Annotated in this window: 22 protein-coding genes, 2 tRNA genes and 3 rRNA genes; 22 read left to right on the top strand and 5 right to left on the bottom strand. The window is 36.2% G+C overall.

The genetic code is table 11. The annotated features are described in order from the left end of the window. Positions 1–159 precede the first annotated feature (159 nt). Positions 160–1500 carry an FAD-dependent oxidoreductase gene (locus NYQ10_RS02380; RefSeq protein ID WP_289878740.1) on the top strand — a complete coding sequence of 447 codons (1341 nt, stop codon included), beginning with the start codon at positions 160–162 and terminating at the stop codon, positions 1498–1500. Between the two features lie 65 nt (positions 1501–1565). On the opposite strand, the gene NYQ10_RS02375 is transcribed toward NYQ10_RS02380, so the two are convergent. Then, entirely contained in the window at positions 1566–3083 is a 1518-nt protein-coding gene (locus NYQ10_RS02375) for a helicase HerA-like domain-containing protein (protein ID WP_289878739.1), read from the bottom strand. A gap of 380 nt (positions 3084–3463) precedes the next feature. On the opposite strand from NYQ10_RS02375, the gene NYQ10_RS02370 reads away from it, so the two are divergent. The 8 genes from NYQ10_RS02370 (at position 3464) to NYQ10_RS02335 (ending at position 9947) form a co-directional block, all read left to right on the top strand. Continuing rightward, on the top strand, positions 3464–4288 hold the full coding sequence (locus tag NYQ10_RS02370) for a MotA/TolQ/ExbB proton channel family protein (RefSeq protein ID WP_184159650.1): 825 nt from the start codon (positions 3464–3466) through the stop codon (positions 4286–4288). Between the two features lie 51 nt (positions 4289–4339). After that, positions 4340–4951: an ExbD/TolR family protein gene (locus NYQ10_RS02365; protein WP_289878738.1), complete on the top strand. Its 612-nt coding sequence runs from the start codon at positions 4340–4342 to the stop codon at positions 4949–4951. 19 nt (positions 4952–4970) lie between these two features. Further along, positions 4971–5528 carry an ExbD/TolR family protein gene (locus NYQ10_RS02360; RefSeq protein ID WP_289878737.1) on the top strand — a complete coding sequence of 186 codons (558 nt, stop codon included), beginning with the start codon at positions 4971–4973 and terminating at the stop codon, positions 5526–5528. Positions 5529–5567: 39 nt separating this feature from the next. Further along, positions 5568–6371, top strand: a complete 804-nt coding sequence (locus NYQ10_RS02355) for an energy transducer TonB (protein WP_184159656.1) — start codon at positions 5568–5570, stop codon at positions 6369–6371. Next, positions 6371–6598, top strand: coding sequence for a hypothetical protein (locus NYQ10_RS02350; RefSeq protein ID WP_289878736.1), 228 nt, complete (start codon positions 6371–6373; stop codon positions 6596–6598). Before NYQ10_RS02355 ends, NYQ10_RS02350 begins: the two co-directional genes overlap by 1 nt. A gap of 6 nt (positions 6599–6604) precedes the next feature. Beyond that, positions 6605–7528, top strand: a complete 924-nt coding sequence (locus tag NYQ10_RS02345; RefSeq protein ID WP_289878735.1) for a PstS family phosphate ABC transporter substrate-binding protein — start codon at positions 6605–6607, stop codon at positions 7526–7528. Between the two features lie 18 nt (positions 7529–7546). After that, the gene (locus NYQ10_RS02340; RefSeq protein WP_289878734.1) at positions 7547–9214 is read left to right on the top strand and encodes a tetratricopeptide repeat protein; all 1668 of its coding nucleotides are present in this window, start codon (positions 7547–7549) and stop codon (positions 9212–9214) included. Between the two features lie 100 nt (positions 9215–9314). Continuing rightward, positions 9315–9947, top strand: coding sequence for a 7-carboxy-7-deazaguanine synthase QueE (locus tag NYQ10_RS02335; protein WP_276171994.1), 633 nt, complete (start codon positions 9315–9317; stop codon positions 9945–9947). Between the two features lie 77 nt (positions 9948–10024). Here the strand turns inward: NYQ10_RS02335 and NYQ10_RS02330 are convergent, their stop codons facing one another. Beyond that, positions 10025–10567 (bottom strand): YfiT family bacillithiol transferase, encoded by a 543-nt coding sequence (locus NYQ10_RS02330; protein ID WP_289878733.1) that lies wholly within the window; start codon positions 10565–10567, stop codon positions 10025–10027. Positions 10568–10590: 23 nt separating this feature from the next. Then, the gene (locus tag NYQ10_RS02325) at positions 10591–11298 is read right to left on the bottom strand and encodes a class I SAM-dependent methyltransferase (protein ID WP_289878732.1); all 708 of its coding nucleotides are present in this window, start codon (positions 11296–11298) and stop codon (positions 10591–10593) included. A gap of 72 nt (positions 11299–11370) precedes the next feature. Between NYQ10_RS02325 and NYQ10_RS02320 the strand changes: the two genes are divergently transcribed. The 9 genes from NYQ10_RS02320 (at position 11371) to NYQ10_RS02280 (ending at position 20203) form a co-directional block, all read left to right on the top strand. Continuing rightward, positions 11371–11865, top strand: coding sequence for a YkgJ family cysteine cluster protein (locus NYQ10_RS02320; RefSeq protein ID WP_289878731.1), 495 nt, complete (start codon positions 11371–11373; stop codon positions 11863–11865). Between the two features lie 89 nt (positions 11866–11954). Next, on the top strand, positions 11955–13190 hold the full coding sequence (locus NYQ10_RS02315) for an ABC transporter permease (protein WP_289878730.1): 1236 nt from the start codon (positions 11955–11957) through the stop codon (positions 13188–13190). A gap of 366 nt (positions 13191–13556) precedes the next feature. Further along, the gene (locus tag NYQ10_RS02310) at positions 13557–13709 is read left to right on the top strand and encodes a hypothetical protein (RefSeq protein WP_289878729.1); all 153 of its coding nucleotides are present in this window, start codon (positions 13557–13559) and stop codon (positions 13707–13709) included. Between the two features lie 435 nt (positions 13710–14144). Further along, a 16S ribosomal RNA gene (locus tag NYQ10_RS02305) occupies positions 14145–15658 on the top strand. A gap of 125 nt (positions 15659–15783) precedes the next feature. Then, positions 15784–15857, top strand: a tRNA-Ile gene (locus tag NYQ10_RS02300). A gap of 107 nt (positions 15858–15964) precedes the next feature. Then, positions 15965–16038 (top strand) — tRNA-Ala (locus NYQ10_RS02295). A gap of 129 nt (positions 16039–16167) precedes the next feature. After that, a 23S ribosomal RNA gene (locus NYQ10_RS02290) occupies positions 16168–19049 on the top strand. Between the two features lie 182 nt (positions 19050–19231). Beyond that, a 5S ribosomal RNA gene (rrf, locus tag NYQ10_RS02285) occupies positions 19232–19341 on the top strand. Together the 16S, 23S and 5S rRNA genes with 2 tRNA genes alongside form the textbook arrangement of a ribosomal RNA operon. 268 nt (positions 19342–19609) lie before the next feature. Then, a complete protein-coding gene (locus tag NYQ10_RS02280) occupies positions 19610–20203 on the top strand; it encodes a YdeI/OmpD-associated family protein (protein WP_289878728.1) in 594 nt (197 codons plus the stop codon). Between the two features lie 74 nt (positions 20204–20277). Here NYQ10_RS02280 and NYQ10_RS02275 read toward each other — a convergent pair whose 3' ends face one another. Next, a complete protein-coding gene (locus NYQ10_RS02275; protein WP_289878727.1) occupies positions 20278–20787 on the bottom strand; it encodes a DMT family transporter in 510 nt (169 codons plus the stop codon). Positions 20788–21273: 486 nt separating this feature from the next. Between NYQ10_RS02275 and NYQ10_RS02270 the strand changes: the two genes are divergently transcribed. Beyond that, positions 21274–22524: a site-specific integrase gene (locus tag NYQ10_RS02270; RefSeq protein ID WP_289878726.1), complete on the top strand. Its 1251-nt coding sequence runs from the start codon at positions 21274–21276 to the stop codon at positions 22522–22524. 109 nt (positions 22525–22633) lie between these two features. Here the strand turns inward: NYQ10_RS02270 and NYQ10_RS02265 are convergent, their stop codons facing one another. Then, entirely contained in the window at positions 22634–23038 is a 405-nt protein-coding gene (locus NYQ10_RS02265) for a helix-turn-helix domain-containing protein (protein ID WP_289878725.1), read from the bottom strand. Positions 23039–23218: 180 nt separating this feature from the next. On the opposite strand from NYQ10_RS02265, the gene NYQ10_RS02260 reads away from it, so the two are divergent. From NYQ10_RS02260 to NYQ10_RS02250, 3 genes are all read left to right on the top strand, one after another. Beyond that, complete coding sequence (locus tag NYQ10_RS02260) at positions 23219–23770, top strand: hypothetical protein (RefSeq protein WP_289878724.1); 552 nt, start codon at positions 23219–23221, stop codon at positions 23768–23770. Positions 23771–23839: 69 nt separating this feature from the next. Next, the gene (locus NYQ10_RS02255) at positions 23840–24472 is read left to right on the top strand and encodes a hypothetical protein (RefSeq protein ID WP_289878723.1); all 633 of its coding nucleotides are present in this window, start codon (positions 23840–23842) and stop codon (positions 24470–24472) included. Continuing rightward, positions 24469–26097 (top strand): hypothetical protein, encoded by a 1629-nt coding sequence (locus NYQ10_RS02250; RefSeq protein ID WP_289878722.1) that lies wholly within the window; start codon positions 24469–24471, stop codon positions 26095–26097. The genes NYQ10_RS02255 and NYQ10_RS02250 overlap by 4 nt, the downstream gene beginning before the upstream one ends. Positions 26098–26181 lie beyond the last annotated feature (84 nt).

The raw sequence follows: 26181 nt of genomic DNA, 5'->3' as shown, positions 1-26181 counted from the left end.
TGATTTTTTCTAGATGTTGTTTAAAATTTTAAAAATTGTAGACTAAAATAAGCAATTGAAAGTTTCTTGTGAGTTATTAAAAGCAAATATTTCCTTTATTTTAAAGCTTATGTATTTTTATTACTTATTTTTACGTCCCAATATATTAGATTTTCCTCGATGCAAACTTCATTAAAAATTGCAGTTGTTGGTTCTGGACTTGTAGGATCGCTGCTGGCAATTTATCTTAAAAAAGCCGGTCACACCGTTCACGTTTATGATCGCAGCCCAGATATCAGAAAAATAAATTTCTCTGGACGTTCCATTAATTTGGCAATGTCTAATCGCGGCTGGAAAGCGCTCGATGCAGTTGGCGTTGGCGATTCGGTTCGTGAAATTGCAATTCCGATGGACAAAAGAGCCATTCATTTGGTAGACAAATTGAATTTTCAGAATTACGGTCAAGAAGGCGAATCTATTTACTCTATTTCGAGAGGAAAATTGAATCGAAAAATGATTGATCTTGCTGAAGAAGCTGGAGCTGAGTTTCATTTTGAACAAAAAGTTTGGGATGTAACTTTAAGCGATGCAACTTTACATATTGGCGAAAGCGAAAGAGGCGAGTGGGAAGAACGAAAATTTGATATGGTTTTTGGTGCCGATGGCGCTTTTTCTAGAATCCGCCACAGAATGCAGCGTCAGAGTATGTTTAATTATTCTCAGGAATTTTTAAATATGGGATATAAAGAATTGAATATTCCCGCAAACGCAGACGGAACACATAAATTAGATAAAAACTCCTTTCATATTTGGCCAAGAGGCGAGTATATGTTAATTGCGCTTCCTAATCTTGACGGAAGTTTTACGTGTACTTTGTTTATGCCTTTTGAAGGATCAAATTCTTTCGAATCTTTAACAGATCGAAAAATGGTTGAAGATTTCTTCGAGAAAAATTTTCCAGATTCGATAGAAGTAATTCCGGAATTGGCAAACGATTTCTTCAAAAATCCAACAAGTACTTTGGTAACAATGAAGTGTTTTCCTTGGACTTTTGAAAATAAAATTGCTCTTATTGGAGATGCTTGTCACGCCATAGTTCCGTTTTACGGGCAAGGAATGAATGCCGGTTTTGAAGATATTACGGTTTTAAATGAAAAGATTGAAAAATACGGAGACGACTGGAAAAAGATTTTCGCCGAATATCAGATTTCAAGAAAACCAAATGCCGATGCAATTGCAGAACTTTCGTATCGAAATTTCCTCGAAATGAGTACCAAAACTGCCGACGAAAAATTCTTATTGCAAAAGAAAATAGAGAAAATTTTCTCAGATAAACATCCAGATAAATGGATTCCGCTTTACAGCCGCGTTACTTTTAGCGATCGTCCGTATGCCGAAGCTTTGGCAATTGGAGATTTTCAAAACGGAATTATGGAGGAAGTTTTAAAACTTGAAAACATCGAAAATATCTGGAACACTCCAGAAGTAGAAAATAAAATTCTGGAATTATTGCAAAAATAAATCAATGTCAATTACAATATCAATGTCAATTTAAAATTGATATTGTAATTGATTTTTGATATTGGTTATTTCTTAAAGATTTTAGTCAAAACACCAAAAACACCTCTAATAAAGGTAGCACTTGTAACCACTTTCAAAACCGATTTTCCAACAACGCTTGCCGTGCTCGGTTCTGCTTTTGAAGATTTTGTTGGCGCTTGTTCTTCTTGTTCTGTTGCGGCTTGTGTTGCTTCTTCGATTTTCTTGGTTAGAATTTCATAAGCGCTTTCGCGATCTATTTCTTCAGCGTATTTCTTAACTAATTTAGATTTGGCATTTATTTCGTCAATTTCTTCATTTGTTAAAACATCCATTCTGCTCATTGGCGCTCGCATCATGGTCGCAACTAAAGGTGTTGGAATACCTTTTTCGTTAAGAGCTGTAACCAATGCCTCACCAATTCCTAAACTAGTAAGCAATTCATCTGTTTTATAATATTCAGAAGTAGGATAATTATCGGCAGTCTTTTTAATCGCCTGGCGATCATTTGCTGTAAAAGCTCTAAGCGCATGCTGAATTTTTAAACCTAACTGCGCCAAAACACCACTCGGAACATCCATCGGATTTTGTGTTACAAAATAAACACCAACACCTTTAGAACGAATTAGTTTTACAATCGTTTCAATTTGTTCTAATAAAGCTTTGCTCGCTTCGTTGAAAATTAAATGCGCTTCATCAATAAAAATCACCAATTCTGGCTGATCTGCATCTCCTTTCTCGGGCATTTTTTGATAAATTTCTGCAAGAAGACTTAACATAAAAGTAGAGAACAATTTCGGTTTGTCCTGAATATCCGTCAAGCGGATGATATTTACGTAGCCTTTTCCGTTTTCATCAATTCGCATTAAATCATCGGTTTCAAAAGATAATTCGCCAAAAAATAAATCACCGCCTTGTTGTTCCAATTCGATAATTTTTCTCAGAATTGTTCCAGTTGTTGCCGTTGAGATTTTTCCATAATTCGCAGCAATTTCATCTTTTCCTTCTTCAGTAATATAATTGATAACTTTTTTAATGTCTTTTAAATCCAATAAAGGCATCTGATTATCATCGCAATATTTAAAGATTACAGCAACAACACCAGCTTGTGTATCATTAAGGTCTAGTATTCTGGAAAATAAAACGGGTCCAAACTCAGAAACCGTTGCTCTTAAGCGAACTCCGTTTTGTTTTGACAAAGACATTAATTCTACAGGAAAGGAAGCTACATTATAAGGTATGTTCATTTTAGCATGACGTTCTGTAATAAAGCTTTGTTCTTTTCCTTCTTTGGCTATACCACTAAAATCACCTTTAATGTCCATCATCAAAACAGGAATTCCAGCATTAGAAAGCTGTTCTGAAAAAACCTGAATTGTTTTAGTTTTTCCGGTTCCCGTTGCACCAGCAATTAATCCGTGACGATTTAAAGTTTTAAGCGGAATCTTAACATGTGCTTCTGCAAGTGGCTCACCGTCAAGTATTGCCCCTCCTAAGATGATGCTATCACCCTTTGAAGAATACCCCGTATTTATAGCTTCAATAAAATTGTCTTTTTTATTCATGTTTTTATTTGTAATTTAGGTGATTATATAAGTATAGCTTGTTTTCGAGCACATTTATTATGATTTTTTTTAGTAAGAAAAAGACTTTTTTGATTGAAATATTAATAAAAAAAAAATTCGCAGCTTTTTAAGAAGATATCAAAGGAATCTTTGAATATTTACTAAAACGTTGTAATTTTTCCAATTATCGTCGTATTTTTTGTTTTATCTAAAAAATGACGCGACCAATTTAATGAGATATTTTTTAAATTGAAGTTAAATTTCGGTCAATTAAATTAAAAAAAGTTTTTTTATTTAAACTAAACGTATAAATTTGCTCCTCTACAAGTTAAATATAACTAAAAAATAAAAATTATTTAAAACTATTAAAATTAAAAAAAATGGCAAACGTTAAAGTTAAAAAAGAGAGCACTTCAAATGGGGGAGGAATGATTACAGGAATCATTATTGTAGCGTGTATCTTAGTTGGGTTTTTAATTTGGAAATTCGTTATGGGTTCTCCTGCTAACTTTGAGGGAGGGAATCCAGAAACTGGTCACCCAATCAATACTTTAGGAATGGTATACAAAGGAGGTTTTATTGTACCAGCATTATTAGGTATGTTCTTAATGGTTGTTGTTTTTTCTATTGAAAGATTTATTGTTATCTCTAAAGCTGCTGGAAAAGCTAATTTAGATACATTCATGAAAAATGTTCAAGGTAGTATTAAGGAAGGAAACATCGAAGCTGCTATCGCTTCATGTGACAAACAACAAGGTTCTGTTGCAAACGCAATTAAATCTGCTTTGATTAAATATCAAGACGTTAAAAAAGAAGGATTCAACAGTGAAGAAGCTTCTGAAGTAATCCACAAAGAAATTGAAGAGGCAACTTCATTAGAAATGCCAATGTTAGAGAAAAACATGACTATTGTTTCTACTTTAGTATCTTTAGGTACATTAGGAGGATTATTAGGAACTGTATCTGGTATGATTAAAGCGTTTGGTGCGTTAGCTTCTGCTGGAACTCCAGATCAAGCTGCTCTTGCAACAGGTATCTCTGAGGCACTTATCAACACTGCAACAGGTATCTCTACTTCTGTATTAGCGATCATCTCTTACAACTTCTTTACTGCTAAAATTGACGATTTAACTTACTCTATCGATGAGGCTGGTACTACAATCGTTAATACTTACAGAAAATTCAGAGGAAGTTTAAGACAATAATTAATTTTTGATATTTCAATTTCAATATCAAAAAAATAAAATAAAAAGATAATGGCTAAAATAAAAATGAAAAAAAAGTCGACATCGACAGATATGACTGCGATGTGTGATGTTGCATTCCTTTTGCTAACGTTCTTTATTTTGACCGCTACTGCTAAAGTGCCAGAAGCACTTCCTGTAGACATGCCTTCTTCTGTTGCTCAAACTAAATTGCCAGATTCAGATTTGGCTATTATTACAGTAGGAAAAGGAAAAGTGTTTTTTGACATCAAAGGTAGAGAGATTCGTAAAAGAACTCTTGAAGGAATGGGAGCAAAATACGGTATCAACTTCACAGAAGAAGATAAAACCAAATTTTCTCTTATGGACGATTTTGGTGTGCCAATCGCAGGTTTAAAGCAAATCATTGATATGAAAGCGGCGGACAGAACCAAAGCAGAACAACCTGGAATTCCTTTGGATTCATTAGATAATCAATTAAAAGAATGGCTTCTTATTTCTAGAAGAGCTACAATTGATTTAGATGATAAAGAATTACAGATTGCGATAAAAGGAGATGCTAAAGAAGAATATCCAAAAATTAAAAAAATTATGGATATCTTACAAGATCAGAAAATCAACTCTTTTAACTTGGTAACAGGCAAGAGAGGGAGAGACTTTTAATTAAAAAATATACACTAAAATGGCTGAATTAAATACTGGCGACGGCGGTGGTGGTAAAGGCGGTAAAGTAAGAAGCAAAAAACAAAGCTCTAAAGTCGATTTAACGGCGATGGTAGATTTGGCATTCTTATTGATTACATTCTTTATGTTAACTACTTCGTTGTCAAAACCTCAATCCATGGATTTGTCTCTGCCAGATAAAGATCCGAATGAGAAAGATAATAAGGACACTAAAGTAGACGAAAATCGTACCATGACAGTAATGTTAGGAGGCGATAACAAAATGGTTTACTATATGGGGTTATTAGCTACTCCTAAAGTAGGTCCTAAAGACATTACTTATGGTAAAGATGGTATCCGTAGAGAATTGTTAAAACAAAAGAAAAATGTTTTAGCATACTCTGCTTCTTTAGGAAAACCTAAAAATGGTATCATTGTAATCATTAAACCAACTAAGAAATCAAATTACAAAAATTTGGTTGATATTTTGGATGAAATGGCAATTACAGGAGTAGATACTTATGCTATCGTTCCTGAGTTTACACCTGAAGAGACAAAAGTGATTGATAAAAAATAAGAGCAATCTTAAATTTTATCAACTAAAAAATCAAGAGATATGAAATTAGATATTATAAAAAATCAATGGCTTGATATCGTATTCGAAGGACGTAATAAGATATATGGAGCATACGAGCTAAGAAAATCGAACGGTAAAACAACTGTGAAAGCACTTATTATCGGTTCTATTATTTTTAGTTTTGCAGTTGCTGCACCTCTTATTGCTAGTCTTTTACCAGATTCGCAAGAAGTGGAAGAAAACAACGATATTAAGATTGCAACGGTAAAATTACCTCCAAAGAAAAAAGAGGAAATTAAACCAAATCAACCGCCACCACCACCGCCACCACCAAAAGTGGATCAGGTTAAATTCGTAAAACCAGTGGTTGCAAAAGCGGAAGAAGTTACTGAAGATCCACCGAAAATTGTGGATTTGAAAGACAAAAAAGTTGGTGCTGAAACTATCAAAGGAGATCCAGATGCAGTTCTAACTGTTGATGAGCCAGTTGGTAAAGGACCAGTTCAAGAAGTAATTCAAGAAGATAACACTGTGTATAACACAGCTGGTATCGAGGTAAAACCAGATTTCCCAGGAGGAATTGATAAATTCTACAAATTCGTAGGAAACAATTATAAAACTCCAGAGGAAGAAGGATTAAAAGGTAAAGTTTACGTTACGTTTGTAGTTGAAAAAGACGGGTCGTTAACAGATATCAAAGTTTTAAGAGATATCGGTTACGGAACAGGAGCAGAAGCAATTCGTGTTCTTAAAAAATGTCCAAAATGGACTCCCGGCGAGCAAAATGGTAAAAAAGTTAGGGTATTATACTCTCTTCCTATTACTATTCAATCTGCAGAATAATGTTAAAAGATATGCTTAATAATATTCAGAAGAAATCGCTCAAAGAGCGATTTCTTCTTGTTTTAGGAATACTGTTTTTTTTAATTTATCTTGTACTCGGTTTAATGATTATGTTCTGGGAAAAACTCCCGCTTAATATGGAACCAAAATACAGATATGCTTTCGGAGGATTACTAATTGTATATTCTGCAATTAGATTTTTAAGGTTAATTAATTCAAAAGATTAAAAAGATATGTTGAAATATAGTAAGGCTTTGGGATTAATAATTTTTGTCTTTTTGTTTGTTACTTGCAACCAAAAAAACAAGAATGAGGCTGAAAAAGAAACCATTTTAAAAGGATCACTTGATATTGCGGTTGACGAGACTGTAAAACAGATTGTAGACGATCAGGTTGCTGTTTTTGAAGGAACTTACTATGATGCAAAAATTACGGTGAAACCAAAATCGGAAGCTGAAGTAATCAATGATTTGTTGAATCAAAAAACAAAAGTTGCAATAACGACTAGAGATTTAACGGCAGAAGAAAAAGCTAGATTTGAAAAAAGTAAAATCAATCCGCGTGTAACGCCTTTTGCTCACGATGCAATTGCATTTATTTCTAGCAAAAACAATAATGATACACTTATTGCGTTGAAAAGTGTAATCGATTTTCTTCAAGGTAAACCTGATCCAAAAATTAAAGGGTTGGTTTTTGATAATCCTAATTCAAGTACGGTTCGTTATATAAAAGAATTAGCGAAAGTAAAAGAGGTTCCGAAATCTGGAGTTTTCTCTTTTAAAACAAATAATGAAGTAATAAAATTTGTTTCTGAAAACGAAGGAATGATTGGTGTTATAGGTATTAACTGGTTTTATCAGCCTACTCCTGACATGACGGAAACTATAAATAAAATAAACGTTCTTTACGTAAAAGGCTTAAATAGCAATGAATACTCTAGTCCTACTCAAAATGACTTAGAAACTGGGAAATACCCTTTGGCACGTGATTTGTTTATAATTAACTGTCAAGGTTATTCTGGACTAGGAATGGGATTTGCTTCATTCATAGCTGGAGATATTGGACAAAGAATCGTTTTGAAATCAGGTTTGCTTCCGTACAAAACTCCAGGAAGAAAACTTAAAATTAGAAATGAAATTATAAAAGATAAAGAATAAATTAATTACGATAGAAAGATGAATAAATTTAAAATTTTTAGTCTTGCATTAGTAGCTTCGGCGACTGCGGCAACAGCGCAAGACATCAGTGAAGCAAAAAAGGCTATTGATGCAGAACAGTTTGATAAAGCAAAAACAATACTTAAATCAATCATTAAATCTAAACCTTCTGACGGTGAAGCGAATTTTGTTTTAGGAAATGTTTATTTAAATCAATCTGTTGTAGACTCTGCGAAAATCTATTATAATAATGGATTACAAGCTTCAGATAAGAAAAACTTAAGCTATATTGGTTTAGGACAGTTAGATTTAGATGCTAAAAATACAGCAGCTGCTCAAGCAAATTTTGCTTTAGCAACAAAAGATATGAGAAAAAAAGATGTAAATGAATTTATTTACATTGCTAGAGCTTATATGAATTCGGAAAATCCAGATTATAAAAGTGCTGTTGATGTTTTAAAACGTGCTTTATTGGTTGATCCTCAAAATGCTCAAGCTCTTTTAGCTATTGGAGATGCATATTACGGATCTAACAATCAAAATGATGCTTACAAATCTTACCGTGATGCTTTTACAGCTGATAACACTTTGTTAAGAGCGAAAATGCAATTAGGTGTTTTGTTAAAAGGAGCTAAATCTTACGACGAAGCTATTAAATCATTTAATGAAGTAATTGCTTTGAATGCTAATTATGGACCGGTTTACAGAGAACTTGCTGAAACTTATTACAAATGGGCAAGAAATAAACCTTCTACTGCTAAAGTTAATTTGCAAAATGCAATTACAAACTATGAGAAATATTTGAGTTTAACAGATTACTCTTTAGATTCAAAAATGCGTCACGCAGATTTCTTAATCTTGGTTAAAGATTACAAACAATTGGAAACTGTAGCAAACAAAATGATTGCTGAGGATAAAGTAAATCCAAGAATCTATAGATACTTAGGTTATGCGGCTTACGAAAACGGAAATGTTGATGTAGCTATTAAATCGATTGAAGATTTCATGAAAGCTCCTGGAAATAAAGTAATTGGTAGAGATTACTATTATTTAGGTTTAGCTAAAATTAAAAAAGGAACTGCTGCTGATGGAACAATTGATCAAGCTGCTTTTGATGCTGGTTTAGCTGATATCAAAAAAGCAATCGAATTAGAGCCATTGGTAGTTGAAGAATTTGCTGATTTTGGAAAAGAATTATTTAGTAAAAAACAATACACGCAAGCGGCATCAATCTTTGAGCTTGGTGCAAACAATAAAGAGTCTAAAAATTATTTAGATGATGCTGTATATTACGGAATTTCTGTTTACTACGGTAATGCTGGTAAACCTGCTGAAAGCCGTGATAAAGCTGCTTTAGAAAATGCAAACGCTACTTTTGATAAAGTTCTTGAAGCATCTCCATCATATGATGAAGCTTACTTGTACAAAGGAAGAATCAACAGTGCATTGGATAAAGATGACATGATCATTAAAAACTACGAAGAGTATGTTACTAAAATAACTGCTAAAGGTCCAGAAGAGTTAGCGAAACCTGCAACAACTAAAAAAGTTATTGAGGCTTATAATGCAATTGGTGCTGCTTATGCAAATACAGACAAAGCTAAAGCTGTTGAATATTTCAATAAAACTTTAGTATTAGATCCAGCAAACTCTTATGCTACACAGTCTATAAAATCTTTAAAATAATCTAGATTTTTATAATAAATCAAAAACCGATAGTTCAAAAAACTATCGGTTTTTTTGTTATGTATATTATTGACTATCTTTGCACTCTTAAAATATTAAAATGTTACCAAAAGAAATACAATTAGAAGTAAATAAAGGGGCTATGCTTCCTTTGATGGAAGAGTTTTACACCATTCAAGGGGAAGGCGCGCATACAGGGCGAGCTGCTTACTTTATTAGGATTGGAGGATGTGATGTTGGATGTCATTGGTGCGATGTGAAAGAAAGCTGGAATGCAGAAATTCATCCGCCAACAAGCATTGATTTAATTGTAGATAACGCGGCAAAATATGCTGATACTGTTGTTGTAACAGGTGGAGAGCCTCTATCTTGGGATATGACGCTTCTAACAAAAAGTTTAAAAGAAAAAAACTTAAAGGTTCATATAGAAACTTCGGGAGCTTTTCCGCTATCAGGCGTTTGGGATTGGATTTGTCTTTCTCCTAAAAAAAATAAACTGCCTACTCAGACCGTTTATGATAATGCACACGAATTAAAAGTGATTATTTATAATAAGCATGATTTTATTTTTGCAGAGGAACAAGCAGAATTAGTAAATGACAATGCTATTTTATTTTTGCAACCTGAATGGAGCAAAAAAGAAGAAATGACACCGCTTATTGTTGATTATGTTATGAATAATCCGAAATGGAGAGTTTCGTTACAAACACATAAGTATTTAAATATTCCATAAAAAAATCCCTTCAGACGAAGGGATTTTTTGTTTAGCTGAAGTATACAACTGTGTAAAGAATAAACAATTTGTCCTTATCACCAATTTTTATACTTTTTTAAAGTTGTAATGTGTGCAAGATGGTGGTTTCCATGCCATGCATATGTGCCAATAATTTTCTTTATTTTATTTTCTGAATTATCAGATGGATGCACAAATGTCTTTTCTAAATCAGATTCAGATAAATTTTTCATGATATAATCTAATCTAAAGTGTAATCCATTCAATAAATCAAGTGTTGGTTTAATTGGCATTGTCAAATTATCGTGAATTTCAGACCAAAGAACTTCATCATAAGCTTTAATCACAGGATTATTTTCGGTTAACGCCCATTTAATTCTGATGTAACAGTTCATATGACTTTCAGCGCAATGATGAATAACTTGCCTAACAGTCCATCCGTCTGGACGATAAGGTGTGTCTAATTGTTCGTCTGTTAAATGAATCACTTCTTTTTCTAATCGATTTGGAAATGTTTCAATTTCTTGAATTTTGGTAGAAAGATATTCAGTCGAATAATCATCGGGAGCAATAAATTTTCCGATCGGATATTTTAATTTTTCTAAATCTAATTCTTTCATAAGTCTGAATTCGGTTTTGTTTTTTAAATTGAAAGTTTTGCTAAATAGTCATAATGCTCTCCTTCTAAAACAAGTTCGCATTTTAGTCCATTTGCAATTGCGGCATTTTGTAGTGTATTGTAATCTAAATATAGCCAATCAAAAGGTTCTTCTTTCTGTCCTTTGTAAGATACATTAAAAACGAGTTCTCCGTAATAATCGTTTTCAGACGGAATCCATTTTCCACCATCTTCATCTTCATCAAACATATAAATGATGTCTGAACTATCAATTAAAATTTGTCCTCCAGGATTTAGTAAAGATTTTAACTTCAAAAGATATTGATTACAGTTTTTTAATTTTCCGAAAATTCCCGTTCCATTCATTAAAACTAAAATAGTATCAAATTTTTCGCCTTCAAAATCTAAAATATTTTTCACTTGAGCATTTTTTATTCCTCTCAAAAGTGCGGTTTCAATTGCCTTTTCTGAAATATCAATAGCAGTTACATCCAAATTTCGTTCATTTTGTAGCGATAAAGCATGACTTCCAGCTCCGCATCCTACATCTAATATTTTTCCGTAAGCCAATTGAAGTGCTTTTTGCTCGATTTTTGGCATTTCGTTATAAGCTCGAAAAAGATATTCGACACTCATTTCATCTTCTTCAGAAATTGAAGTTTCAGTAATAATATCTTCGGGCGAATTATTGGTGTAAAAATCAAATATCGCTTTTCCAAAAAGATCTTTCATTGTTTTATTTTAAAGTTTAAGGTTTCGAGTTCAAAGTTGCTTAATTTTGCAGATCAACTTTAAATTTTAAACTTGAAACAGATTTTAAATAACTTAAGTAAGTTAGCCAAAGATAAGCATAACGAAAATAAAAAGTATTTCGATAAGCTTAAAAAGAAACAGCCAAAGAATTTAGATTACGTTATGCAGGATTTGCATAATGCAGAATTTAAAAGAACTGACTGTTTGAAGTGCGCTAATTGCTGTAAAACAACGGGACCATTATTTACTCTTGCAGATATTGAGCGGATTTCAAAGCATTTTAGAAAAAAGCCACAGCAATTTATAGAGCAATATCTTCGCATTGATGAAGATAAAGATTATGTTTTGAAAAGTGTTCCTTGTACTTTTTTAGACCATGAGAATTACTGTATGATTTATGATGTTCGTCCAAAAGCATGTCGAGAATTTCCTCACACCGATAGAAACAAATTTTATCAGATTTCAAATCTAACATTAAAAAATGTTGAAATTTGCCCAGCAGCATACAATATAGTCGAAGAAATGAAAAAGAAACTTCCTCTTTAAAGAAAAGAATATTAATTAATTTAAAGAATTTCTCGTTTTATTCTTTTAAGGTGTACTTTTGAGAAAGGAATAATTAAAAAACCTAAAATTTGAATTTAGAATATTTTATAGCCAAAAGACTTATTACTGCAAAAGATTACAAAAGCAGTATCTCGGCGCCTATTATTAAAATTGCTATTTCGGCAATTGCAATTGGAATAATTATGATGATGGTTTCTGTTGCGACAGGAATTGGTCTTCAGAAAAAAATTCGTGACAAAGTATCTGCGTTCAACGGACAGATTATTATTTCTAATTATGATAATAATAATTCAGATGTTACTTTGGTTCCAATTTCCAAAAAACAAGATTTCTATCCTAATTTTAAAAGTGTTCCAGAAGTTAGTCATATACAAGCAATCGCAAGTAAAGCCGGAATTATAAGAACAGAAAATGCATTTGAAGGAATTGTTTTTAAAGGAGTAGGGGCAGATTATGATTGGAATAATATTAAAGAATATATTGTAGAAGGCAAATTGCCAGATTTTAGTAAACAAATAAATGAAGATGTTATTATTTCAAGATTTCTGGCAAACAGACTTAATTTGAAACTTGGCGACCAATTCAATACTTTTTTTATAAAAGAAGAACAAGGAAAGTTGCCTAATAGTCGTCGATTTAAAATTGTTGGAATATTCAATTCAGGATTTCAAGATTTTGATGCTACTTATATAATAGGTGACATTCGACATATTCAAAGAATTAATAAGTGGAATGAAGATCAAATTGGAGCATTTGAAGTTTTTGTAAATGACTTTAATGAAATTAAAACCATTGGAAATCTGGTTTACGAAAAAACATCTTCTACTCTTGACACTGAAACTATTGTAGAAAAATATAGTTATATATTTGATTGGCTTCAATTATTCGATTTTAATATAGTAGTGATTTTGGCGGTAATGATTTTAGTTGCTACAATTAATATGGTTGTCGCATTATTGGTTCTTATTTTAGAAAGAACACAAATGATTGGGATTTTAAAATCGATGGGAGCTAATAACTGGTCGGTTCGAAAAATATTTTTGTATAATGCCTTTTATCTTATTCTTCGGGGATTATTCTGGGGAAATTTAATAGGAATTTCAATTTTACTGATTCAACAGCAATTTGGTATAATCCAACTGAATCCAGAAAACTATTATGTAAATCAAGCGCCTGTTTATTTAAATTGGATTTATATTCTCTTGTTAAATCTGCTTACAGTTACCGTTTGTTTCTTGGTACTATTGATTCCATCTTATATAATAACAAAAATATCTCCAGTAAAAGCTATTCGTTTTGATTAATAAAGGAGTTTAATGTTACCATTTCAACCCGACAGATTTGAAAAATCTGTCGGGTTTCTTTTTACGCATATATATAAGGAAGAAATTAAACCCCAATTTTCTGTAGAGGCGCACGGCATTGCGTTTTATGTGCAAGCATATGTAAAGGGAAACACTTTAATTATTTTCAGGAGCTGTTTCCCGCTATGCGCTGCAATCTTTTTGGGGCGAACCCCGTCCCCAAAAAGGATTTCCTCCCGAAGCTTCGGGACTATCGGGGCTATAAATCCCGTCTTGGGAAGGGCTTTTTTGCTAAAAATGGATTTTTCCGTAATTAGAGAAAGGGCGGAAAACGTCCGCCAAACCTGAAAACCCGCAAAAACGGGAATGCGGAAGCGGCAGCAGACAGGAAAAACGCAGCCAAACGGAGAAAATCCTTACGGGAATCCAAAAACTTCAAAACGTAAAGAAGCCGTTATCAGTAAGTTAAAAAATAATTTGAGAAAAGGCGAAAAAAAGGCGTCCAAAAGTATTGTATAACTGGAAAAAGGTTCTACTTTTGCACCCGCAATCAGCAAGACGCTCATCGAAATACTGCCAGGAAATAAGAATCGAAAGAAAAGAGATTTTCGAAAAAAAGATTCGGAAAAGCTTGCAGGAAAAGAAAAAGGGTTTTACATTTGCACCCCGCAAAACAGGGAAGGTTCATTGATAGATTGGAAGGGAAAATGGGAAAATGGAAACGAAAAAAAAGTTTCAAATTTTTTGAATTTTTTCTTGCAGGAAATAAAAAGAAGTTTTAGTTTTGCACCCGCTTTGAGAGATAAGCGAAAAACAAAAGAAGACACGTTCGTAGACATATTGAATTGACAGCCGTTTTGAAAGAGATTTCAAAACAGAAAAAATAAGAGTAATGGAATCGAGAGATTCGAAAAGAACCGACTGGAAAAGCATCGCATAATAATATAAAAATATACGATGAAGAGTTTGATCCTGGCTCAGGATGAACGCTAGCGGCAGGCTTAACACATGCAAGTCGAGGGGTAGGATTCTTCGGAATCTGAGACCGGCGCACGGGTGCGTAACGCGTATGCAATCTGCCTTTCACAGAGGGATAGCCCAGAGAAATTTGGATTAATACCTCATAGCATTATAGGATGGCATCATCTTATAATTAAAGTCACAACGGTGAAAGATGAGCATGCGTCCCATTAGCTAGTTGGTAAGGTAACGGCTTACCAAGGCGACGATGGGTAGGGGTCCTGAGAGGGAGATCCCCCACACTGGTACTGAGACACGGACCAGACTCCTACGGGAGGCAGCAGTGAGGAATATTGGTCAATGGGCGCAAGCCTGAACCAGCCATGCCGCGTGCAGGATGACGGTCCTATGGATTGTAAACTGCTTTTGTACGGGAAGAAACACTCCTTCGTGAAGGAGCTTGACGGTACCGTAAGAATAAGGATCGGCTAACTCCGTGCCAGCAGCCGCGGTAATACGGAGGATCCAAGCGTTATCCGGAATCATTGGGTTTAAAGGGTCCGTAGGCGGTCTTGTAAGTCAGTGGTGAAAGCCCATCGCTCAACGGTGGAACGGCCATTGATACTGCAGGACTTGAATTATTGGGAAGTAACTAGAATATGTAGTGTAGCGGTGAAATGCTTAGAGATTACATGGAATACCAATTGCGAAGGCAGGTTACTACCAATCGATTGACGCTGATGGACGAAAGCGTGGGTAGCGAACAGGATTAGATACCCTGGTAGTCCACGCCGTAAACGATGGATACTAGCTGTTGGGGGCAACTTCAGTGGCTAAGCGAAAGTGATAAGTATCCCACCTGGGGAGTACGAACGCAAGTTTGAAACTCAAAGGAATTGACGGGGGCCCGCACAAGCGGTGGAGCATGTGGTTTAATTCGATGATACGCGAGGAACCTTACCAAGGCTTAAATGCAGACTGACCGATTTGGAAACAGATCTTTCGCAAGACAGTTTACAAGGTGCTGCATGGTTGTCGTCAGCTCGTGCCGTGAGGTGTCAGGTTAAGTCCTATAACGAGCGCAACCCCTGTTGTTAGTTGCCAGCGAGTCATGTCGGGAACTCTAACAAGACTGCCAGTGCAAACTGTGAGGAAGGTGGGGATGACGTCAAATCATCACGGCCCTTACGCCTTGGGCTACACACGTGCTACAATGGCCGGTACAGAGAGCAGCCACTGGGCGACCAGGAGCGAATCTATAAAGCCGGTCACAGTTCGGATCGGAGTCTGCAACTCGACTCCGTGAAGCTGGAATCGCTAGTAATCGGATATCAGCCATGATCCGGTGAATACGTTCCCGGGCCTTGTACACACCGCCCGTCAAGCCATGGAAGCTGGGGGTGCCTGAAGTCGGTGACCGCAAGGAGCTGCCTAGGGTAAAACTGGTAACTAGGGCTAAGTCGTAACAAGGTAGCCGTACCGGAAGGTGCGGCTGGAACACCTCCTTTCTAGAGCCCAATCCGTTAGCCGCAAGGCACGATTGGGAAATAAGATGCCGGACGGTAGGTTTGGAATCGTGATTGCATTACTCTTGCTGTTAATTTAAAAAAATGATGAAAATTAAGTAAAACAGAGTCTCGTAGCTCAGCTGGTTAGAGTACTACACTGATAATGTAGGGGTCGGCAGTTCGAGTCTGCCCGGGACTACTATTTGGCTTGATTTGAAGGAAATTCTGGAAGCTGGGATTCACCAAAGGAAATTAGAGAAGAATTAGAAATCTAAAATCTGAATTCTAAAATCTAAGATTCAAAATGGGGGATTAGCTCAGCTGGCTAGAGCGCCTGCCTTGCACGCAGGAGGTCAACGGTTCGACTCCGTTATTCTCCACAGTTCCGAAAGGAAAAAAGTTCATTGACATATTGAGATAAGAAAATAATAAGAAAGTAGAAAGCGTTTTTCTGATTCTAACAGATAGGAAAAACAAAAAAAACGGTCATAATTGATTTTATGATTGGTGCAATAAGCAAAATAAGGGCGCATGGGGAATGCCTAGGCTCTCAGAGGCGAAGAAGGACGTGATAAGCTGCGAAAAGCTGCGGGGACTGGCACACACAGATCGATCCGCAGATATCCGAATGGGGCAACCCGCTATGCTGAAGGCATAGCACACCGATAGGTGGGCAAACCCGCTGAACTGAAACATCTAAGTAGGCGGAGGAGAAGAAAACAAAAGTGATTCCGTAAGTAGTGGCGAGCGAACGCGGATTAGCCCAAACCAGTTATGTTACGGCATAGCTGGGGTTGTAGGACCACGGCATTTTATGTGCAAGGAACCGGAAGCTTCTGGAAAGGAGCGCCATAGAGGGTGACAGCCCCGTATGGGTAACGAGCATAATAGATAGTGGTATCCTGAGTAGGGCGGGGCACGTGAAACCCTGTCTGAATTTGGCGGGACCATCCGCTAAGGCTAAATACTCCTGAGAGACCGATAGTGAACCAGTACCGTGAGGGAAAGGTGAAAAGAACCGTGAATAACGGAGTGAAATAGATCCTGAAACCATGCGCTTACAAGCGGTCGGAGCCCTTTCGTGGGGTGACGGCGTGCCTTTTGCATAATGAGCCTACGAGTTAACGTTGCCGGCAAGGATAAGTGGTTAAGCCATGGATCCGCAGCGAAAGCGAGTCTGAATAGGGCGCTTTAGTCGGCAGTGTTAGACGCGAAACCGTGTGATCTACCCATGGGCAGGTTGAAGCTGTGGTAACACACAGTGGAGGACCGAACCGGTTGACGTTGAAAAGTCTTCGGATGACCTGTGGGTAGGGGTGAAAGGCCAATCAAACTCGGAAATAGCTCGTACTCCCCGAAATGCATTTAGGTGCAGCGCTGATGACAGTTATATAGAGGTAGAGCTACTGATTGGATGCGGGGGCTTCACCGCCTACCAATTCCTGACAAACTCCGAATGCTATATAATGTTTCACAGCAGTGAGGGCTTGGGTGCTAAGGTCCAAGTCCGAGAGGGAAAGAACCCAGACCATCAGCTAAGGTCCCCAAATATATGTTAAGTTGAAAGAACGAGGTTTGTCTGCCCAGACAGCTAGGATGTTGGCTTGGAAGCAGCCATTCATTTAAAGAGTGCGTAACAGCTCACTAGTCGAGCGGACGAGCATGGATAATAATCGGGCATAAACATATTACCGAAGCTATGGATTTTGCAGCAATGCAAAGTGGTAGGGGAGCATTCTGACAGGGCAGAAGGTGTATCGTAAGGTATGCTGGACCGGTCAGAAAAGAAAATGTAGGCATAAGTAACGATAATGCGGGCGAGAAACCCGCACACCGAAAAACTAAGGTTTCCACAGCTATGCTAATCAGCTGTGGGTTAGTCTGGTCCTAAGGCGAACCCGAAAGGGACAGTCGATGGCCAACGGGTTAATATTCCCGTACTTCTTATTGCTGTGATGGGGTGACGGAGTGATGAAAGCGCCGCGAACTGACGGAATAGTTCGTTAAAGCACCTAGCTATAGGCTCTCTAGGCAAATCCGGAGAGTTTGGTGAAATGCGATAGTACTCGGAGTCTTCGGACAAAGAGATAGTGCGCCTAAGGGCTTCCAAGAAAAACCTCTAAACTTCAGGCAATAAGAACCAGTACCGTAAACCGACACAGGTAGTTGAGGAGAGAATCCTAAGGTGCTCGAGAGATTCATGGCTAAGGAATTAGGCAAAATAGACCTGTAACTTCGGGAGAAAGGTCGCCCCGAGCAATCGGGGCCGCAGTGAAGAGGTCCAGGCGACTGTTTATCAAAAACACAGGGCTCTGCAAAATCGTAAGATGAAGTATAGGGCCTGACACCTGCCCGGTGCTGGAAGGTTAAGAGGAGATGTTATCTTCGGAGAAGCATTGAATTGAAGCCCCAGTAAACGGCGGCCGTAACTATAACGGTCCTAAGGTAGCGAAATTCCTTGTCGGGTAAGTTCCGACCTGCACGAATGGTGTAACGATCTGGACACTGTCTCAGCCATGAGCTCGGTGAAATTGTAGTAACGGTGAAGATGCCGTTTACCCGCAGTGGGACGAAAAGACCCTGTGCACCTTTACTATAGCTTAGTATTGACCTTGGATAAATGATGTGTAGGATAGGTTGGAGACTTTGAAGCGGCGTCGCCAGGCGTTGTGGAGTCATTGTTGAAATACAACCCTTTGTTTATCTGAGGCCTAACCCCGCGATGTGGGGGACAGTGCTTGGTGGGTAGTTTGACTGGGGTGGTCGCCTCCAAAAGAGTAACGGAGGCTTCTAAAGGTTCCCTCAGTACGCTTGGTAACCGTGCGTAGAGTGCAATGGCATAAGGGAGCTTGACTGAGAGACATACAGGTCGATCAGGTACGAAAGTAGAGCATAGTGATCCGGTGGTTCCGCATGGAAGGGCCATCGCTCAAAGGATAAAAGGTACGCCGGGGATAACAGGCTGATCTCCCCCAAGAGCTCATATCGACGGGGGGTTTGGCACCTCGATGTCGGCTCGTCACATCCTGGGGCTGGAGAAGGTCCCAAGGGTTGGGCTGTTCGCCCATTAAAGTGGCACGCGAGCTGGGTTCAGAACGTCGTGAGACAGTTCGGTCTCTATCTACTGCGGGCGTTAGAAATTTGAGTGGATCTGATTCTAGTACGAGAGGACCGAATTGGACTAACCTCTAGTGTATCTGTTGTCCCGCCAGGGGCACCGCAGAGTAGCTACGTTGGGAAGGGATAAGCGCTGAAAGCATATAAGCGCGAAACCCACCACAAGATGAGATTTCTTTTAAGGATCGTGGAAGATGACCACGTTGATAGGCTACAGATGTAAAGGCAGTAATGTCACAGTCGAGTAGTACTAATAATCCGTAAGCTTATGCACGCCTTTTTCCCGATCCGCCCAGCGGATCGGGAAGGAACTTTCTAAAATATTCTTCTTTTCTTTATCTCAGTATGTTAAAATATTTGCTCGACGCGAGTAAGTCGTAAAGAGGAAAGTCAAAAGTTAAAAAGCCGCAATAATGGCTTTAGGCTTTATGACCTTAAACTTTAGACTAAAAACCTTAAGGTGGTTATTGCGGCGGGGCTCACCTCTTCCCATCCCGAACAGAGAAGTTAAGCCCGCCTGCGCAGATGGTACTGCAGTCATGTGGGAGAGTATGTCGTCGCCTTTCTTTTGAAAACCCTATCCTAATCGGATGGGGTTTTCTGTTTTTATAGATTTTCGGAAATATTTTGAATGCTTATTGTTTTTTTTTTTTTTTAATATTGCTTCGAATAATGAAGTCTTTTGGTTTATTTGAGTTGGTTTCCACTATTCTTTAGGTAAACTTGTCTTAGGATGTCTTTAAAATGTTTTAGGTTTCTTTAATCTTGAAAAAGACTTATCGGATAATTTTTAAAATTTATTAAATTTAAAGGATAATTTTAATTTGAAAATTTATGGCACAATATGCTACAAATCCTAAAGTTGATTTTTATTTCGAGAAAGCTGAAAAATGGAAAGCCGAAATCGAACAAATGAGAGAAATTGTTTTAGACTGTCATTTGTCAGAAGAATTAAAATGGGGATGCCCTTGTTATACTTTCGAAAAAGCAAACATTGTTTTGATTCATTCATTTAAGGAATATTGCGCTTTTTTGTTTTTCAAAGGAGCTTTAATGAAAGATCCAGATATTATATTAATTCAGCAATCAGAGAATGTACAAGCGGCTCGTCAAGTTAGATTTGCGAATGTTAAAGATATTTTAGATAAGAAAGAAATTCTAAAAAAGTATATTTTTGAAGCGGCTGAAATTGAAAAATCAGGGCAAAAGGTAGAACTGAAAAAAGTTTCTGAATTTGAAATTGCCGAAGAGCTTCAGAATAAATTTGATGCCAATTCTGATTTTAAAAAAGCTTTTTATGCTTTAACTCCAGGGAGACAACGTGCATATTTGCTTCATTTTTCGCAGCCTAAACAATCTAAAACAAGAGAGTCGAGAGTGGAAAAAAATATTCAACGAATTCTTGATGGGAAAGGATTGAATGACTAAAAATATATTAAAAACAGAAAACTCCTTTGTGTGAAAGGAGTTTTTTTTGTTTTATACTTTTAAGAGATTTGAGGTTATGTAGTGTTTTTCTTTCGGATAGAAATAATAGATTGCAGTAAAACGGAGGTCATTACCAAGCTTATTCCGATATAAAAAGAGAAATTGACCGATTGTCCTTCATTAAAAAATAAGAAAGCTAATATAATAGAATAAATTGGTTCTAGGTTGAAGGTTAGATTTATGGTAAATGCTGGAATTTTTTTAAGTGATTCTGCAAACATAACATAAAGCGCAACGGTACAACATGATGCTAAGATTAATAAATAGAAAGTATCTGTTAAGCTTGGAACGAAAGTTTGGTTTGGAAAATTGTAAAAATAAATAGGCAGTATAACTCCTAGAACTAAAGTTCCGCCAAGCATCTGATAAAAGTTAATTAATTTGCTATCGTAATGTTGCACTAGCCTTTCGTTGTAAATAGTGTATAAAGCAGCAAATGCTGACGAAATTACTCCAAGTAATATTCCGAGTTGATATGAGGAATCAAAATGGAAAATCAAGCTTATTCCTAGTAATGTAAGCATGCTTAATAAAACTTGAACCAGATTAAATCTTTTTTTATTGAGAATCGGTTCAAAAAAAGCTGTAAAAAAACTAGTCAGACAATAACACACAACACCAATTGATATGTTGGAATATTTAATGCTGGCGTAGAAAAAAATCCAGTGAATGGTAATCAATACTCCAGCTTTAGAAATTTTTGCTACTTCAGAAAATGATTTGAGCAATTTTAAATTATATATTTTTAAAATAAAGTTTTAGATAAAATACATCAAAGATAGAAAACAGGTAAAACAGTTGCAAATAAAGGATTTGCAACTGTTTTTCACTTTTTGGTAGTGCAGTTAAAAGCAAGAAAACGCAAGGAATTACAAAAGTTCGGTTACCAAATCGTTACTTTTAAAAAACCTTTGAATATTTGTATTTGATTGTTTTTCAGTTTATTGCATTGTATTTCATATTGTTTCCCAGCTCGATAAATTTTAATTTAACATTAAGAAATTTGAGTTATGGAAACGACAAAAAGATCAACATTTAAGGTATTATTCTACCTTAAAAAGAATGCACCAAAGAAAAACGGAATGGTGCCTGTTATGTGCAGGATAACCGTTAATGGCAAGCAATCCACATTCAGTGCCAAGCTGGATATTTCTGCTTCTACTTGGGATTTGAAATATGGCAGGGTTTCGGGCAAAAGCAAGGAAGCACAGAACCTCAACACCAAACTTGACAGCATCCGTATGGGTATTGAAAAGTGCCACTCAAAAATTATGGAGAGTGATGGAAGTGTAAATAGCGATAAGCTGAGAGATGTTTTTCTTGGTATGGAAAAGGGAGAGCTGACATTTTTCAAATTCTTCGATAGATTTGTACTGGACTTTGAGAAAAAGGTCGATAGCGGACTTCGGGCATACGGAACGCTTGGAAAATACAAAAGCCTTTTAATCCATCTCAGAAGTTTTGCCCGGTCAAAATATAAAAGTTCCGATATTTCTTTTAATACTATTGATTGTGAATTTATTCAGGAATTTGATTACTATCTTCGTAATGACCAAAGTCTAGAACACAACACAATATGGGTCTATATGATCGGGCTTACTACCGTTTGCCGATTGGCTATAAGCAGAAAACATCTTTCCTGCAACCCATTCAGCGAGTACAAAAACACCAAGAAGGACAGGGATCGAGGCTATCTGCTACGAACTGAATTGGAACAACTCGTTATTTTTGAATGTATTAAAAAGAAAGATGAATTGGTGAAAGACCTTTTTGTTTTCAGCTGTTTTACTGGACTTTCTTATTCTGATATGAAAGGATTGAAAAAAAGCAATATTCAAGAGTTTTTTGATGGTAGGGAATGGATTATCATTCGCAGGAGAAAGACAGCCACTTCATCCAATGTGATGTTGTTGGATATTCCAAAAATGATTATCAGCAAATATGAAGGTCTTTCCCAAAATGGGCTGGTATTTCCAGTACCTTCCAATAGTGTCTGCAATGAAAGCCTTAATCGGATATCCCAGTTGATTCAGTGTCTTGAGAACAAAAAGGTAACGTTCCATTTGGCACGGCATACGTTTGCCACTCTTTTTCTAAGCGAAGGCGTTCCGCTTGAAAGTCTTAGCAAAATGATGGGGCACAAGAATATTGCAACTACTCAAATCTATGCAAAGATATTAAACGAAAAAGTGGGAAAAGATATGGAGAAGATAGCAGAAAATTTCAAAGGAATGGAGAGTTCTTTTATTTCTCAATTCTAATAGGGATTGAAGTAAATGAAATTCTAAGACATCTAAATTATCCTTATCAGATATTAAAAGGCTCAACTAAACAGTTGAGCCTTTTACGAATTAAGAATTATTCCTATTACTATTTATTGATTAATTTTTCAAGCCTTGCCATCATTTCATCTTTCTCTTTCAACATACGCTCGTACAAAGCAATTTTTTCTTCGTGCATCTTTAGCACTTGCTCTATAGGATTAAAAGTAGGATTATCATTTCTCTGATATCCAATACCATTATTACCAAAAGTATTAGCAATTACATTTACCGCCTGTTCTTCTTCAAAATTTTGAAAAGCTTCCACTGGTATTTTCAGTGCATTTGAAATCTGCCTAAGCATATCATCCTCGATTACATCTTTTTGCTCCAGCATAGAAATTTTCTTCTGATTCCAGTCGTCTCCAAGATCAAAAGCCAGTGCTTCCTGCTTGATGCCAAGCATTTCCCTGAAGCGTTTTACATTTCTTCCCTGATGTATTTTCTGTTCCATAACGAGTACCAATTTTTTGAAGGCTCAAAGATAAAGCCATTTGGATTAAAAAATCTGAATTTCAAAGGTAAAAAAATATACTGTAAAATATCCATTTTGACAGATATTATATCCGAATTCCGTATAGATTATCCTTTCCAAATGATAGAACTTGGCTAATCAATATTTAAAATTTCAATTATGAAAAAGAAAAAAATGTCTTTTGAAACGAATTTTTGGTACGCCTATGAGGTAGAAAACCCTTTTGAGGTAATTGATGCTTTTTTTGATTATGCGGATCTTGACCACTACAAGAATGGATTAGCAGAAGCGGTTCTTTATATCAATAAGCAGGAAGTTTACAAGAAAGAGTATCCAGGACGGGTATTTCTTTTCTACACTATCATCAGATCATTTCTTAAAGCTTGTTTTCACCTGAAAGACAAAGGGAAAAAATGGAAACTCAAGCAGGAACCTGACTGTAAATCGATTCTTCATCAAGGTTCATTGACAAGAGAAGAGTATGCCAATCCGTTTACCGTATTCAAAATTGCATTTGCAGAGAATTCATTAGATGAATTTGAATTTTTTCTTTGTGAAATCATACATATAGCATTATCCCCCAATGTCGTGGAATTTGATTATGATCTGGTCACGCCCTATATCCATTTGGTCAAAATGCTTGATGCAAGCCAGATGATGCGCGAAAGTGGTCTTGAAAAGATCAAAAAGATTATCACCCCTTTAGAATAATATATCCAATAATGGAATAGAATATCCTTTTGCACATTTCCAACTTTACTAAAGCTAAATTTTTATGATATGGAAAATAATGAAAACTTTAAGAAAGGAAAAAGGCTTATAAAATCGTCAGAGCAGGCAAAGACAGCATTGAATATATTACTGCAGGATTCAGAAAAGCTTAATCTCGAAAAAGGAATTTCGGAGCTTCTGGAAAAATTGAAAAATCCCAAGCTCGATTTATTGCTGGACAGGTATCCCGAACTTTTGCAGGAATACGGACTGGAAGAGCTTCTTTCAGGCGAACTTGAAATTCCTGATGCTGAAACAAGCGATGTGAAGACGGCAGGACTTTTCTCCTGTCTTCAGTTACTGATGCATTTTTGTTATGAACTTAAGGAAAATCCAAATCCCAGCGATGATTGTTATGACAGTCTCAGATATATTTTGGGTTCAATCAGTTCCGAAAAGTTTGTACACGACCTGCTGATTATTACCGTTTCAGTTGTCGGAGTAGAATATTACGAAAAATTCCAGCAGAGAATTCAAAATTTGGATTTAAGCTTAGAAAGCGCAAAGGGTCTGGAAAATGATCCTGAGTTGCAGGAACATATTGACCTTATGGCTTGGTTTGCATTAGTCAGGCTATTTTTAGAATCGGTCTATATCTATTTCAATATTCCAGATCAAAACCTTAATAATCGTACATTATGAAAGCTTCAAAAAAACTCACATTTCCAAAACTCGATAACGAGTTTATAGAAAATATCCTGAGACAATTGGTCAATCAGTACAGTGTTATTCAGATATTTTTCAGCAAAAATCATTCATCCGTATTTTCGCATCTGATTATCCATATTGAAAAAAATAGCGATGCGCAAGAGCTACAGCAAAGCAGATGGGTAAAGAAAGTTAGAAATCGCTATCAGATAGATGTCTATTTCATCTACTCCGTAAAGTTTCATCATAAATTTTCTTTGGGTCACCCTTTTGTTGAATTCTACTGTCAGCCTTCGGCAGTGATCTACCAGAATGAAGAATTAAGAGATTCGCCCATCATTACAAGGGAATGGAAAAAATACAAGAAAAAGTTCAATGCCTTTCAAGAAAGGTTTTATCACGATCACGATCTTCATAAGTCACAAGTCCAAAATCTCATTTCGGAAGGTTGTTCAAACAGTGTTTTTACATCCTATGCAAGATTGATAAAATATGATCTCGAATATTTAGAAGAACTTTATGCAGGAACTACTTTTAATGCACTGAATTTGGATGAAAGAATAAACGATATGATCGAGTATATTCCTGAGATTCAGAAATACTTTGTGAAAAGTGGTAATAGCAGATATTATCTCACTGATCTTTTTGCGAAGGCGAAAGAAGCTACCGCCGATGATGATGCAATATATCAAAACGAGATGTACGAAGCTGTTGGAATTGCCGAAGAGAATCTGTACCAACTTATTGAAAAACGGTTGGATGAATTAAAGAGAATGATAAAAAAACAATCATTCCTAGTGGAAAAAGTTCCGAATCAGATTGACGGAAAACCGAAAGACTCAGTTCTTGAAACTGCTATTGAAACCATACTGAATTTTGTTGAAGCCGAACAAGTTTATCTGTACCAACAAATTACATTTGGAGAAAAAACAACGTATTACCTTATGCTGATATCTGAAGGGGCAGGCAACGAAAAATTAAGCTTGATAAGCCAATCACTCAAAAGCAGTATGAATGGGAAATTTGATTTTGTTTTGATAAGCCACAGCCGTAGCTGGATTCAAAAAAATCTCTTTCATACTCAGAGTTTCTTTACTAGCATTATTAAAAAGAAATGCCTCATATATTCATCCAGCCCTTACCATCCAGAATTTCATTGGGAAGTTCCTCATAATCCTTGTCACGCTGATTTGTACTTTCATTATAAATCGAGTAAGAACAGTGCTTTCCAGTTCTTTGAGATTGCCAATAATCCTAAAGGAAACTACCAAGGCTTAGAATATCTATTTTCATTGTTTTTTCTATCCTTTTGCAGGACATACATTTTTGTAAAAACATATTACCTGCCTAATTATCTATCCAGTCAATCATTATGGCAATTATGCCTTTATGCAGATTCTGATATTCAAAAGTATGAGTATTTAACAGAACAGTTCTGGACGGATTTCTTTCCTTATTTAGATAAAAATATGGCTATTCATCATAGGCTGTCTAAACTGGATAAAGAAAAGGTCGTCCAAATGAACGTTATTGTTGAAAAACTGATGGATGAATTGCATAATTTGGTTATTGAGAGTAAATTGTTATCGAACTTTCATAAGGATGATTCAGATGAATAGTTATTTGTAAGGAAGCATTATTTTCAAAAGATGAAGTATTAAAGAATGATCAGCGCTGAGAAAGCCAGCATGTATATGTAAGAG

The organism is Flavobacterium johnsoniae (assembly GCF_030388325.1).
GTDB classification, from domain to species: Bacteria; Bacteroidota; Bacteroidia; order Flavobacteriales; family Flavobacteriaceae; genus Flavobacterium; species Flavobacterium johnsoniae_C.
Note: the sequence above shows the minus strand (reverse complement) of the source record. Positions and strands in the feature narration are given on the sequence as shown.